This is a genomic window from Billgrantia tianxiuensis, assembly GCF_009834345.1.
GTDB lineage: Bacteria > Pseudomonadota > Gammaproteobacteria > Pseudomonadales > Halomonadaceae > Halomonas > Halomonas tianxiuensis.
Genome location: NZ_CP035042.1, coordinates 4526105 through 4539491 on the forward strand (window position 1 = coordinate 4526105; position 13387 = coordinate 4539491).

Sequence of the window (13387 nt, forward strand, 5' to 3'; positions counted from 1 at the left end):
GTGGCCGGTGCTCATGGCGTCTCCTGTGTCGAAGCGGTGCGGGCGGACTGGCGGCGCGCGACGAAATAGCGATACAGCGCCAGCAGGATCGAGCCCAGCGTCAGGGCGATGAAGAACCAGGTGATCGGGCCGCGCACGAAGATCGACAGGTCGTTGTGGCCGATCAGCAGCGAGCGGCGCAGGTTGTCCTCGAACATCGGCCCGAGGATGAAGCCGATCAGGAAGGGGGCCGCCGGAATCGCCGCACGGTTGAAGATGTAGCCCAGCACGCCGAAGCCCAGCATCAGCCACACGTCGAAGGTGTCGTTGTTCACGGCATAGGCGCCGTAGACGCAGAACATCAGCACGATGGGGAAGAGGATCGACTTGGGGATGTCGGCGATCAGCGAGAAGTACTTGATCGCCCCATTCCCCACCACCAGCAGTACCAGCGAGCTAAACATGATGCCGACGAACAGCGCGTAGATCAGCGTCAGGTTCTCCTGGAACATGATCGGGCCGGGTGTCAGGCCGTGGACCATGAAGGCGCCGAGGATGATGGCGGTAATCACGTCACCGGGGATGCCCAGCGACAGCAGCGGGATCATGGTCGCCCCGGCCACCCCGTTATTGCCCGCCTCGGCGGCGGCCACGCCTTCCACCTCGCCCTTGCCGAAGTTGTCGCGGTTGGGCGAGCGGCGGCGGGCGTCGCTGTAGGAGATGAACGCGGCGGCGGTGGCTCCCGTCCCGGGGATGGCGCCGATGATCACGCCGATCAGGCTGCCGCGAATGATGCTCTTCAGGCAACGCTTGAGTTCGACCAGGGTCATGCCCACCCCGCTGGCCTTGGCCTTGAGGTGCGGCAGCGCCTTCTTGCGGTAGAACTCGATGATCTCGGGAATGGCAAACAGCCCGATCAGCAGCGGGATGAACGAGATGGAGTCCATCAGGTTGTAGTTGCCGAAGGTCAGGCGCTGGGAGCCGTAGACCTCGTCCAGCCCTACCAGCGAGAGCAGGATGCCCATCAAGGCGGCGAGCAGGCCCTTGATCATCGAGCCGCTGGCCAGCGAGATGATGATGGTCAGCGAGAAGCAGATCAGCCAGAAGAACTCGGGGGCGCCGAAGTTCAGCGCGATCTTGGCCAGGTAGGCAGCAAAGAAGATCAGCGCGATGTTGGAGATGAAGTCGGCGATCACCGACGAGTAAAGCGCAGTCTTCAGTGCCTTCTTGGCATGGCCCTGCTGGGCCATGGGTAACCGTCGAGCAGGGTGCAGGCCGAGGCCGGCGAACCCGGCGTGCGGATCAGGATGGCAGTGATCGAGCCACCGTACATGCCGCCCTTGTAGATCCCCACCAGCAGCAGGATGGCCGCCACCGGCTCCATGGTGAAGGTGAACGGCAGCGCCAGGGCTACCGCCATGGTCGCGGTCAGGCCTGGAATCGACCCGACCACCACGCCGATGACGACCCCCAGCGCAATGGCCAGGAAGTTGTCCACGCTGAGAAAGAGATGGAGGACTTCCGAAAACATATCCATGAATTCACCCAAGGGCAGTAGCGCTTGCCGTCAGAACGGCATCAGCGGCAGCGGCACGTTCATGACCTTCACGAAAAGGAAAGTGACGGCGGCGGGAAACACGAACGCCAGGCCATAGACCCACCAGGTCTTGACCGGATGGGCGGCGAACAGGATCAGGGTGGCCAGGATGCCGGAGATTACCGCGCCCAGGGGCTCGAACAGCGCCACATATACGATCAGGGCGGCCACCATCAGGGCAAAGCGTAGCCGCGGGCCCTTCTCTATACGCCGCCCGTCATCCGCCTCGGTATTATTCACCAGCAGGCCCTGGACGATGAGCAGCAAGGAGAAAACGAGCATCAGACCGCCCACGATGCGTGGCAGCCAGCGTGGCGACATCATCGGGTTCTGCAGGATGGGCGGCTCATTGATGTAGTTGGGCACCAGGTAGAACAGCAGTACGGCGGAAGCGACCAGCAGCACAGATCCCGACAACACGTCGCCGGGATCGCGGATCGCCCTGACACGCTTGGTAAACGAGGTCGACATGACAACCCTCCACGGAGACACGAGCGAGGCGAGGACAGCGCCCTCGCCTCAGCAGTTGTTGCTGGCCGGCCCCTCTTGTTTCCGACCCTCGCTTACTGGCTGATGCCGGCCTGCTCGGCCACTTCCTGCCAGCGCTCGACCTCCTGGGCGATGAACTGCTTGAACTCCTCACCGGCCACCTGGCCCGGCTCGGCGCCCAACTGGTCCGCGAAGTTGACGAACTCCTCGCGCTGCATTACGGCGTCGAGCGCCTCGCGCATGGCGTCCTGCGCCTCTGGCGAGAAGGACTCGTGGGCGATCAGGCCGAACCAGGCGGTGGTCACGAACTGATCGAGGTTGTACTCGCCTACCTCGGCCAGAGTGGGCACGTCCGGCAGGTGCTCGGAGCGCTCGGCAGAGGTCACCGCCAGCGCCTTCAGGTCGCCGGAGCGAATATGCGACAGCACGGTCGGCATGTTCTCGAAGGAGACATCGACGTCACCGCCCAGCAGCGCCGGTAGTGCCGCACCGCTGCCGGCGAACGGCACCGCGGTCATGTTGGTTTCGGTCAGCGTCTTGAACAGCTCGCCCGACATATGGATGGAGCTGCCCACGCCGCTGTGGCTGAAGGTCATGTTCTGCTCACGCGCCGCCTCGACGAACTCGGTGACGCTGTCATAGGGGCTGTCGGCCGGCACCACCATCACGTTGGGAATGTCGATAAGGTTCTGCAGGAAGACGAAGTCCTCGACCGGGTCGTAGGTCAGGTCGGGATAGATCGCCGCCCCGATGGTGTGGCCAGGCGATGCCATCAGGATGGTATGGCCAGCCTCGCGACCGCCACGTGCCAGGCGACCGGTGGCCACGGTGGAACCCGCGCCAGGACGGTTCTCGACCACCACGCTGGCGCCCAACTCGTCCTGCAGCAGGTCGGCGACACGGCGCGAGAGAACGTCGGTGGTTCCACCCGGCGCATAGGGAACGACGAGGCGCACATCGTCAGTCGGCCATTCATTGGCATGGACTGTCGAGACGGAGACCGCCAACGCCAGACTACCACTGCACGCTGCCAGACAGGCTGTTTTCAGGAAGTTCGTCATCACGCCACCTTGGTTGTCGTTTGTTGAATGTTCGCTAAGCGTACACATATTCGCGATGACAACGAGAGTACTGGGTTAACCCACCGCCCCAAACCCTACCTTAGTCTTACCTTGGCGCCTCCTCTCGCCCATGAAAAAACCCGGGCCAACCGCCAGCGCCCGGGTCAAGGAGGAAAAGGGAAGGCTGCCGCTATTCGAGCGACTCGTAGGGCAGGCCGACGTAATTCTCGGCGATGGTCTTGAGGCCGGCCTCCGATGAGGTGAGGTAGTCGAGCTCGGCCTGCTGCATGCGGGTCTCGAAGCCCTCCTCGTCGGAGAACTTGTGCAGCAGCGAGGTCATCCACCAGGAGAAGCGCTCGGCCTTCCAGATACGCTTCAGGCAAGTCCGCGAATAGTTGGGGATCAGGTCGGTGCGGCCCTTGTGGTAGACCTTCACCAGCAGCCGGTAGAGCGTATTGACGTCGCTGGCGGCAAGGTTCAGCCCCTTGGCCCCGGTGGGTGGCACGATGTGGGCGGCATCACCTACCAGGAACAGCTTGCCGTACTGCATCGGCTCGACCACAAAGCTGCGCAGCGGCGCGATGCTCTTCTCCAGCGCAGGGCCGGTGACCAGCTTGGCTGCCACGTCCTCGGGCAGGCGGCGCTTGAGCTCGTCCCAGAAGCGCTCGTCCGACCACTCCTCGACCTTCTCGTCGAGCGGCACCTGCACGTAGTAGCGGCTGCGGGTCGGCGAGCGCATGCTGCATAGGGCAAAGCCGCGCTCGTGGCGGGCGTAGATCAGCTCGTCGGAGACCGGCGGCGTATCGGCCAGCAGGCCCAGCCAGCCGAACGGGTAGATCTTCTCGAACTCCCTGATGCGGTCCTTGGGGATCGACTGGCGCGACACGCCGTGGAAGCCGTCGCAGCCGGCCACGTAGTCGCAGTCGAGGCGCACGGTTTCGCCGTCCTTCTCGAAGGTGAGGTAGGGAGCGTCGGTTTCGAGATCGTGCGGCTGCACGTTGTCGGCTTCGTAGATCGTCGTGCCGCCGATCGCCTCGCGGGCTTCCATCAGGTCGCGGGTGACCTCGGTCTGGCCATAGACCATCACCGTCTTGCCGCCGGTCAATCCGGCCAGGTCGACCCGCACGCGGCGGTTGTCGAAGGCCAGCTCGACGCCGTCGTGGGGCAGGCCCTCCTCGTTCATGCGGGCATCGACGCCCGCTTCGCGCAGCAGGTCGACCATGCCCTGCTCCAGCACGCCGGCGCGAATACGGCTAAGCACGTACTCACCGCTCTTGCGCTCGAGAATCACGTTGTCGATGCCTTGGCGGCTCAGCAACTGGCCGAGCAGCAGCCCGGAGGGTCCGGCACCGATGATGGCGACCTGGGTTTTCATGAAAGATGCCTCATCTCGCTGTCATATATGAGTTGCATTTTTCAATGAAAAAGAATGGGATTTAAGGCAAGATTCCTACTGTTACTTGGACTTTTGACGCACCCCATATCGACTTTGGTCGCACCGCCGGACCAGGAGGCGCCCATGAGCCACCCAGCGCAGGCTCCCGTTCCCGTCTTCAAGCTCTACGGCGAAACCCGCCACTGGCCAACGCCGGACCTGCTGCACTGCGAGTCGATTCCCGAACGCAGCCGGCTACACGATTGGCATATCCGCCCCCATCGCCATGCCGACCTGGTGCATGTGCTGCATATCGCCTCCGGCCAGGTGAAGCTGGAACTCGAAGGCACGCAGCAGGAGCTGCAGGGGCCGCTGGTGATCGTGGTGCCGGCGATGACCATCCACGGCTTTCGCTTCTCGCAGGACATCGAAGGACATATCGTCACCCTGGCGCAACCGCTGGCCGAGCAGCTCGGGCAGCGGCTCGAGGAGCAGGCCAGAGTGCTGCGCCACGCCGACTACCATCCGCTGACACAGTCGCCGCAGGCCCGGCGCCTGGCCGCCCTGGTGGAACAGATCGATGCCGAATACCGCCAGCCCGCGCCGGGGCGCGACCGCATGTTGAGCGCCCTGGTCCAGGCGCTGGCGGTGGCGCTTTCCCGCCTGGCCGAGCCGCACGGCTTGCACGACAGTTCCCCCAGGCCGCGCCAGCGCGACCGCGGGCACGAGCATCTGACAAACTTCCAGGCGCTGATCGAGGCGCAATACCGCCAGCAGCCCAGCGTCGAGCGCTTCGCCGAGCAGCTAGGCATGAGCAGCGCCCACCTCAACGCCCTGTGCCGACGGCTGGCGGACCGCAGCGCGCTCCAATTGCTCCATGAGCGCCTGCTGCTGGAGGCCAAGCGTCAGCTCACCTACACCAACATGACCATCAGCCAGGTTGCCGACAGCTTGGGCTTCTCCGAGCCGGCCTACTTCACGCGCTTCTTCAAGCGCAACACCGGCCTCTCCCCCAAGGCGTTCCGCCTGCGCCAGAGTCTTGACGAACCCGCACGGTAAAAGGCCCTGCCGACGGGCAGGGCCATGATGCGCCATTAGCGTGAACGCCGAGGCGAACCTGCTACAGCATCCACAGCGTCAGGATAGGGAAGGCGATCAGCAGTGCCAGGCGCAACAGGTCCGCCACGATGAACGGCGCCACCCCGCGGTAGATCTCGCCCAGCCCCACGTGTGGCGCCATCGCCTTGATCACGAACACGTTCATGCCCACCGGGGGCGTCACCAGCCCCAGCTCCACCGTCAATACGGTGAGGATGCCGAACCACACCGGATCGATGCCGAGCATGGTGATGATCGGGAACACCACCGGCACCGTGATCACCAGCATGGCGATCGAGTCCATGAACATGCCGAGCACGAAATAGAGCAGCAGGATCAACAGCAGGATCACCATGGTCGGCACGTCCAGGCCGCCGAGGAAGGTGCTGATGGTGAAGGAGATCCGCGACACCGAGATGAAGTAGCCCAGGGTCTCGGCCCCCACCAGCATGAAGAACACCACCGCCGACAGCGCCAGGGTCTCCTGCACGCTCTGCCACAGCCCGGCCAGGCGCATGCCCTTGTAGAAGGCATACAGCAGGGTCGCGAAGGCACCCACGCTGGCCCCTCGGTGGGCGTGAACATGCCCTGGTAGATGCCGGCGATGATGATCACGAACACCGTGAAGAAGGGCAGCAGGCCGGCCAGCGAGCGAAACTTGTCGGCGAAGCTGGTGGGTTCGCCGGGCACCGCCAGGTCGGGCTTGAGACGCATCACCACGCTGACCGTCAGGGCATAGAAGACGAGCCCCAGCAGGCCGGGGATGATCCCCGCGGCAAACATGTCGCCCACCGACTGCTCGGTGATGATGGCGTAGATCAGCAGCGCGATGCTGGGCGGGATCATGATGCCCAGAGTGCCCCCGCCGCCAGGGTGCCGGTAGCCAGCGAACGCGCATAGCCGTGCTTCTCCATTTCCGGCAGTGCTACGCGGGTCATGGTGCTGGCGGTTGCCAGGGAAGAACCGGAGATCGCCGAGAACACTCCGCAGGAGCCCACCGTGGCGATCGCCATGCCGCCCTTCCAGCCACCGCAGATGGTGCGCGTCGAGTTGAACAGCATCCCGGCCATGCCCGAGTGCGCGGCGAGCACGCCCATGAGAATGAACATGGGAATCGCGCTGAAGCTGTAGCTGGAGAGCACGTCCACCGGCACCGACTTGACCATGGAGAGCGCCGCGCCCCAGGAGATCACCTGGGCGAAGCCCACCACGCCGACGACCAGCATCGAGAGTGCCACGGGCACCCGCAGCACCAGCAACAGCAGCAGGCCGACGAGGCCGATACCACCGATCATTTCGCTACTCATGGTGGACACCTCCTCCCTCGGTGGCGAAGAGTGTCCCAAGCGCAGCGTGAACCAGGCTGCGCAGCGCCAGCAACGCACACAGCACGGCACCGAACTGATAGATCGGCGCCATGGGAATGCGCAGGTCCTGGGTCACCTGGCCACGCTGGGCGGCAATGCCCGCCTCCTGCCACAGGCCGATCGCCATCACCGCCCCCAGCACCACGAAACCGAGCAGGAAAAGGCCGCCCAGGCGCTCCTTGAGCGTTGGCGACAGGCCATGGCTGAAGGCCTCCACCACGACCTGACTGCGCTCCACGCTGGCGGCCATCGCCGCCAGCAGAGAGAACATGAGCAGATAGCGCACCAGCTCGACGCTGCCGATCACGCTCCAGTTCAGCGCACCTCCCGACAGCCGGAACACCAGGCGCAGCAGCACGTCGACGATGGTCACGCCCATCAGGCCGAGCAGCGCCAGACCCGCCACCAGCAGGCACAGCCGTGCCAGCTGGCGACTCACGAACGACAAGGCTTGCATCGCAGGCTCCCGGCTCAGCCCTGCTCGACGGAGCAGGCCTCGCGCGCCGCCATGGCGGCATCATAGACGTCGCGAGCATTGTCCAGGCCGCGGCCTTCGAGCTCGCTCAGGTAGTTCTCGATACCTGCCTCGAGCGGACCGGCCCATTCGTCGTGCTCCAGCGGGTTGTCGATCACGCGAATGGTGTGCCCGGCCTCCTCGGCTTCCTGCTTGCCGGCCTCATCCAGGCCATCGAACACCCGGCCAGCCACCTCGCTCCACTGCATGCCCATGTTGGCCTCGATGGCAGCCTGCTGCTCGGGGCTCAGGCGATCGAAGCTGTTCTGGTTCATGGTGGCGACGAAGACCAGCGAATAGAACGGAACCTGGGTGTGGTAGTTGGCCAACTCGTTGAGACGGAAGACCTTCATGCCCTCCCAGGGGAAGCTGAGGCCGTCGATCACACCACGCTGCAGCGAGGTGTAGATGTCCGGCGCCGGCATGCCGACCGGCTGGGCGCCGAGCTGCTCGAGCATCTCGCCGGCCACGGCGGTGGGGCGGCGGATGCGCAGGCCGGAAAGATCGGCGGGCGACTGGATGTCGTTGTCCACGGTGTGCAGGTAGCCCGGTCCCGTGGTGAACATGAACAGTACCTTGGTGTCGTCGTATTCGCTGGCGATATGGCCATCGTCGTAGAGGGTTTGCAGGATGCACGCCCCCTGACTGGCGGTATCGGAAACGCCCGGCAGCTCGACGATCTGCGACAGCGGGAAGCGGCCTGCTGTGTAGCCCTGGGCGGTGATGGCGATGTCGGAGATCCCGTTGACCGCGCCCTGGTAGGCCTGGTCGGCACGGGTCAGGGTCTGGGACGGATAGTTTTCGACCGTAAGCTCGCCGCCGGAGGCCTCCTGCACGGCATCGGCCCAGGCCTGGAAGATCTCCTGGTTGATGCCGGAACCGTCCGGCCAGAAATGCGACATGCGCAGGGTGGTGGAGGCCTGCGCGGCGGACGCGGCAGTAAGCCCAGCGATGGAAGCCGCCAGCAGGCAGCGGGACAGGACACGGTTCATGAGGGTGCCTCCGGGGTCGTTGTAGTCGATTCTCAGTGCCATTGTTCGCAAAACGAACACACGTTCGGCTTATCGACTAAGCTACCCCACCACTGCCCCTCTCGATAATCGACATTAGTCTATGTCGCTTGGATTTTCCGTTGCTTATGACAAAGGAAAAGCACCCATTTGCCCATAAAAAAGGACAAAAGGAATATTAATTTGGACTTTTCAAAGGTGACGTGACAGAGACAAGGGAACGTGCCGTGATCTCAGTGCTCCAGCGACCCCTGCCGCCTGCGCAGCTCCGCGGGAGAGATTCCGTAGCGCTGACGGAATATCCGGGCAAAGTGCGCGCCGTCGACGAAGCCATGCTCCAGGGCGATGTGGGTGATGGTGTTGCGTCGATTCGCGGCATCCAGCAGCGCCAGGTAGCAGCGCTCCAGACGCAGCTCGCGAATGAAAGTGGCCGGCGGCGCCAGCTGGTGTCGACGAAACTCGTCATAGAGCGCGCGCATCGACAGGTTCAGAGCGCTCGCCAGATCCTCAGGCGCCAGGCTCGGATCGGCGAGCCGTTCCAACACCAGGCGCCGCGCCCTGACCAGCCGCTCGCTCGGCATGGGGGCGCAATGCAACTGCTGTCATTGACGCCGCCAGAGAAAATCGAAGACGAGCTCGAGCGCCACCTCCTCCACCTTGGCCACCATGGGGTCGTCACCCCACACCAGCTGCGAACGCAGCGCCGCCAGGGCTCCCTGCACGGCGGCATCCCACGGCAGCACCTGCCCCTGGCAGCGTTCGGCCAGCTGCCGCCACTCCGGCATGTCGGCCAGATCGAGACTCAGCATCAGCACGCGATAATCGCCGAAGGTATGCAGGCGGTAGGGCGTCGAGAGGTGATAGATCGACATCTGCCCGGCGTCCAGGCGGATGGTGCGGTTGCCCTGCTCCATCTCGGCCCCACCCTGCAGTTGCCACACCAGCTTGAAGGTATGGTCGGCGCTGGTGTTATTGGCCATGCGCGGCGTACGCGTGACCCGCACCGGCGAGCTGGCCAACTGAATCAGCTGACCGCTGTGCAAGTTTCGGCCCCGCAGGCTGGCGCGGAATGTCGATGTCTGGGGCACGACCTCCAAAGGCGGCAGATGGGCGCTGCTGGAGCTGACGAAGTGCTCCAGACTGGTGGTGCGCAGGCAGGTGGCACGCAGGCTGGCGTCGGATGGGGCTGGCGACGGCATCCCAGCGGGAGGCGCGTCGCTCCGAGGGGCGAAGGTGTTCATCTCCGGCGTCTCCGCAGCAATTGTTATTGACATTATTTATTGCCACTTACAACAAACTCGACATACAGAGTGGTCCAAGACGCCCCAACTTGGCAAGCGATCACTGCAGGATTCGACAACGTCTCTGCACGGATACGCAAGACCGGCATGGCATGGCGAGGCTGAATGGCCGTTACCCGGACGAAACAACAGACGTAAACAACAACAGGAGAACGCCATGCCCACTTCCCATGCCTTCCATGCCCTGATCGACGGCGAATTGACCACGGGCACTCGCCAGATGGCGGTGATCAACCCCAGCAACGAAGAGGTAGTGGCCTACTGCCCCCGCGCCACCCCGGAAGAGACCGAGCGCGCCATTCGCGCTGCCCGCGAGGCCTGGCCCGCCTGGCGGGATACGCCGCTGGAGCAGCGGCGCCAGGTGCTGCTTGCCATCGCCGATCGCATCGAGGCGAATGCCGAGGAGCTGGAGCACTTGATCACCCTCGAGCAGGGCAAGCCCCTGGCAGGCTCCAAGGTGGAAACCTTTCAGGCACCGGCGATCCTGCGCTTCCTTGCCAATGCCGATCTCTCTCCGCGAATACTGCAGGACGACGCGCAGCAGCGCGCCGAGCTGCACCGCCGTCCGTTGGGCGTCGTGGCCGCCATCGTGCCCTGGAACTTCCCGCTGGTGATGGCCTGCTACAAGCTCGGCCCCGCGCTGCTCACCGGCAATACCTGCCTGGTCAAGCCGAGCCCCACTACGCCTCTCGCCACGCTGCGCCTAGGCGAGCTCATCGCCGACCTGGTTCCACCGGGGGTGATCAACGTCGTGCCGGACGGCGGCGACATCGGCCCACTGTTGGCCGAGCATCCGGACATCGACAAGATCTCCTTCACCGGCTCCACCGCCAGCGGACGCGCGGTGATGCGCTCCGCCGCCGACAGCCTGAAGCGCCTCACCCTGGAGCTGGGCGGCAACGACGCCGCCATCGTGCTCGACGACGTCGACGTAGCGGCCGTGGCCCCGCAGCTGTTCGGCCTGGCGTTCGTCAACTCGGGCCAGGTGTGCATGTCGATCAAGCGGCTCTATATCCACTCCGCCATCTACGAGCCGATGTGCGACGCGCTCGCCGAGCTGGCGCGCTCCGCCAAGGTGGGCGATGGGCTGGACCCGACCATCCAGTTCGGCCCGGTGCAGAACCGCCGCCAGTTCGAGGCGGTGAAGCGGACGCTCGAGCTCGCCCCCCAGTACGGGCGCATCATCGCCGGCGGTCGCACCTACGGCCCGGGGTATTACGTCGAACCGACGCTGATCCGGGACATCGAGGAGGGCAACCCGGTGGTGGACGAGGAGATCTTCGGCCCGGTGCGCTCGCTGCTGCGCTTCGACGACGTCGAGGATGCGGTACGCCGCGCCAACTGCTCGCCCTATGGCCTGGGCGGCTCGGTATGGACGCGTGACGTCGAGCGGGGCGAGCGCATCGCCAGCCGGCTGGAAACGGGCAGCGCCTGGGTCAATCAGCACTTTGCCATGGCTCCGCACATTCCTTTCGGCGGCCACAAACAGTCCGGCATCGGCGTGGAGTTTTCCGAGGCGGGGCTGCACGAATACACCGCTATCCAGTCGGTGGTGGTCGCCAAGTCGGCCCAGTGAGAGGAGCACAAGCCATGGAAATCAAAGCAGCCGTGGCCCGCGCGCCACAGGCCCCGCTCTCCCTGGAGACGCTGCAACTGGAGCCGCCCCGGGCCGGTGAGGTCCTGGTGCGCCTGGTGGCCACCGGTATCTGTCACACCGACATCGTCATGCGCGATCAGCATCTCCCCACGCCACAGCCGGTAGTGCTGGGCCACGAGGGGGCCGGTATCGTCGAGCAGGTGGGCAGCGGCGTCACCAAGGTCGCCGTCGGCGATCACGTGGTCATGACCTACAACTCGTGCGGCCACTGCGCCAGCTGCGACAAGGGGCAGGCCAGCTACTGCCACGACTTCTTCCCGCGCAACTTCCTCGGCACCCGGGCAGACGGCTCGAGCGGCCTGTCCCAGGCGGGCAAGATGATATACGGCAACATCTTCGGCCAGTCCTCCTTCGCCAGCCACTCGCTGTGCCATGAGCGCAACGTGGTCAAGGTGCCCCGCTCGGCCCCGCTGGAGCTGCTGGGGCCGCTGGCCTGCGGGGTGCAAACCGGTGCCGGCGCGGTGCTCAACTCGCTGCGGGTCGCACCGGGCGACTCGCTGGCAGTGTTCGGCACTGGGTCGGTCGGCCTGTCGGCCATCATGGCCGGCGTGGTCGCCGGGGCAACCACCATCATCGCGGTGGACCGCAACCGCCAGCGTCTGGAACTGGCCCTGGAACTCGGCGCCAGCCACGCCTTCGTGGCCGACTCGCCCGGGGTGGTGGAACAGATCTGTCAGGCCGCCGGCGGCTCGGGTGTCGATCACGCCCTGGATACCACCGGCCTGGCGCCGGTCATCCAGCAGGCCGTGGCGGTACTGGCGCCCCGTGGCACCTGCGGCATCCTCGGCGCCTCGGACCCCAGCAGCACCCTGGAGCTGAATCTGAGCCACATGATGTCGGCGGGCCGCAGCCTGAGGGGCATCGTCGAGGGCGACTCGCTGCCGGATCACTTCATCCCGTCGCTGATCCGACTGTACGAAGGTGGCCGCTTCCCGTTCGACCGGCTGGTGACCTACTACGAGTTCGAGCAGATCAACCAGGCCATCGACGACGCCGAGCACGGCCGGGTCGTCAAACCCATCGTGCGCTTTCCCTCACCCTGATAAAGCCCATGAACACGGCCGAGGCAGACGCAGCGCCATCCGGCGGTGCGCCTGCCCCGGCAAACACGCTCACGCCCCTGGGCAGCGCTCAGTCGTCGGCTCGCGGCTGGCCAAGCCCGGGCCCCAACCCCAGCAGCTCGCCGTAGCGCAGGCCGATGAAGGCGTGCTCGCGCATCAGCATCTCGGCGCGGGCGCCCTCGCCGTGGCGCAGCGCCTGGAACACCAGCTCGTGCTGGGTCTGAGCCAGCTGCAGCTTGCGGTACTCCCGGTCGAGCGCTTCGCTGTCGATGACGATGGAGTCGGCGGCGGCAAAGGGCAGATGGTTGTTGCGGGCAATGGCATCGCCGATCACCGGGCTGCCGGCCGAGCCGACGATGGTTTCGTGGAAGTGGCGGTTGAGCTCGCTCCAGACGTCGACGTCGCGCTCCTCGAGAAACCCCTTGGCCAGCAGCTCCCTTCCCCTTTGGATCCAAACCTGCAGCTCGGCATCCAGCTCCTGAGACAACCCCTGCTCGGCCAGACGACGGGCTGCCAGCCCTTCCAGCACCCCGCGAACCTCCACCGCGCAGAGTACGTCCGCCTCGGTGAACTCGCGCACCATGAAGCCGCGCTTGCCGGCCTGCTGTAGCAGCCCCTCCTGCTCCAGAGTACGGAAGGCCAGGCGTACCGGGGTGCGCGAGACGCCCAGTTGCTCCGCCACCGCCACCTCGCCGATGCGCTCACCGGGCTGATAGAAGCCCTCGCCGATCAGCTTGCGTAACCGGCTCACCACGCTCTTGTCGCTGCTGCTCACGCCTGTCCCCCATTCCTAGTAGCACCTTTCGAGATCGCGAATGGATCCAACTAAAGCATATATTGACCAAAACGAAAGCCTAAAGCTCTACTTTGGATCCAAT

Annotated in this window: 12 protein-coding genes and 2 pseudogenes; 3 read left to right on the plus strand and 11 right to left on the minus strand. The window is 65.0% G+C overall.

Features of this window, described 5'->3' with window-relative positions; genetic code table 11:
- Positions 1-11: 11 nt before the first annotated feature.
- From EKK97_RS21185 to pobA, 4 genes and pseudogenes are all read right to left on the minus strand, one after another.
- Positions 12-1516 (minus strand): annotated as a pseudogene (locus EKK97_RS21185) (tripartite tricarboxylate transporter permease).
- A 30-nt stretch (positions 1517-1546) separates the two neighbouring features.
- Complete coding sequence (locus tag EKK97_RS21190; protein WP_159554974.1) at positions 1547-2047, minus strand: tripartite tricarboxylate transporter TctB family protein; 501 nt, start codon at positions 2045-2047, stop codon at positions 1547-1549.
- 92 nt (positions 2048-2139) lie between these two features.
- A complete protein-coding gene (locus EKK97_RS21195) occupies positions 2140-3126 on the minus strand; it encodes a Bug family tripartite tricarboxylate transporter substrate binding protein (RefSeq protein WP_159554976.1) in 987 nt (328 codons plus the stop codon).
- 190 nt (positions 3127-3316) lie between these two features.
- Complete coding sequence (gene pobA / locus EKK97_RS21200; protein ID WP_159554978.1) at positions 3317-4501, minus strand: 4-hydroxybenzoate 3-monooxygenase; 1185 nt, start codon at positions 4499-4501, stop codon at positions 3317-3319.
- A 144-nt stretch (positions 4502-4645) separates the two neighbouring features.
- Between pobA and EKK97_RS21205 the strand changes: the two genes are divergently transcribed.
- On the plus strand, positions 4646-5560 hold the full coding sequence (locus tag EKK97_RS21205) for a helix-turn-helix domain-containing protein (protein ID WP_159554980.1): 915 nt from the start codon (positions 4646-4648) through the stop codon (positions 5558-5560).
- A gap of 61 nt (positions 5561-5621) precedes the next feature.
- Here the strand turns inward: EKK97_RS21205 and EKK97_RS26205 are convergent, their stop codons facing one another.
- The 6 genes and pseudogenes from EKK97_RS26205 to EKK97_RS21230 all read right to left on the minus strand — a co-directional run bounded on the left by EKK97_RS26205 (position 5622) and on the right by EKK97_RS21230 (position 9731).
- Positions 5622-6158 (minus strand): TRAP transporter large permease subunit, encoded by a 537-nt coding sequence (locus tag EKK97_RS26205; RefSeq protein ID WP_422672913.1) that lies wholly within the window; start codon positions 6156-6158, stop codon positions 5622-5624.
- A 56-nt stretch (positions 6159-6214) separates the two neighbouring features.
- Positions 6215-6906 (minus strand): annotated as a pseudogene (locus tag EKK97_RS26210) (TRAP transporter large permease subunit); the annotation flags it as partial.
- Positions 6899-7423 (minus strand): TRAP transporter small permease, encoded by a 525-nt coding sequence (locus EKK97_RS21215; protein WP_159554982.1) that lies wholly within the window; start codon positions 7421-7423, stop codon positions 6899-6901. The gene EKK97_RS21215 and the pseudogene EKK97_RS26210, both read right to left, overlap by 8 nt.
- Positions 7424-7437: 14 nt before the next feature.
- A complete protein-coding gene (locus EKK97_RS21220; protein ID WP_159554984.1) occupies positions 7438-8472 on the minus strand; it encodes a TRAP transporter substrate-binding protein in 1035 nt (344 codons plus the stop codon).
- A gap of 251 nt (positions 8473-8723) precedes the next feature.
- Complete coding sequence (locus EKK97_RS21225; protein WP_159554986.1) at positions 8724-9086, minus strand: helix-turn-helix domain-containing protein; 363 nt, start codon at positions 9084-9086, stop codon at positions 8724-8726.
- 6 nt (positions 9087-9092) lie between these two features.
- On the minus strand, positions 9093-9731 hold the full coding sequence (locus EKK97_RS21230) for an AraC-like ligand-binding domain-containing protein (RefSeq protein ID WP_159554988.1): 639 nt from the start codon (positions 9729-9731) through the stop codon (positions 9093-9095).
- 217 nt (positions 9732-9948) lie between these two features.
- Here EKK97_RS21230 and EKK97_RS21235 point away from each other — a divergent pair, with 217 nt between their 5' ends.
- Both EKK97_RS21235 and EKK97_RS21240 read left to right on the plus strand, forming a co-directional pair.
- Positions 9949-11367 carry an aldehyde dehydrogenase family protein gene (locus EKK97_RS21235; protein ID WP_159554990.1) on the plus strand — a complete coding sequence of 473 codons (1419 nt, stop codon included), beginning with the start codon at positions 9949-9951 and terminating at the stop codon, positions 11365-11367.
- Positions 11368-11381: 14 nt separating this feature from the next.
- Positions 11382-12491 (plus strand): NAD(P)-dependent alcohol dehydrogenase, encoded by a 1110-nt coding sequence (locus tag EKK97_RS21240; protein WP_159554992.1) that lies wholly within the window; start codon positions 11382-11384, stop codon positions 12489-12491.
- A gap of 88 nt (positions 12492-12579) precedes the next feature.
- On the opposite strand, the gene EKK97_RS21245 is transcribed toward EKK97_RS21240, so the two are convergent.
- Positions 12580-13284, minus strand: coding sequence for a GntR family transcriptional regulator (locus EKK97_RS21245; protein WP_159554994.1), 705 nt, complete (start codon positions 13282-13284; stop codon positions 12580-12582).
- Positions 13285-13387: the final 103 nt, after the last annotated feature.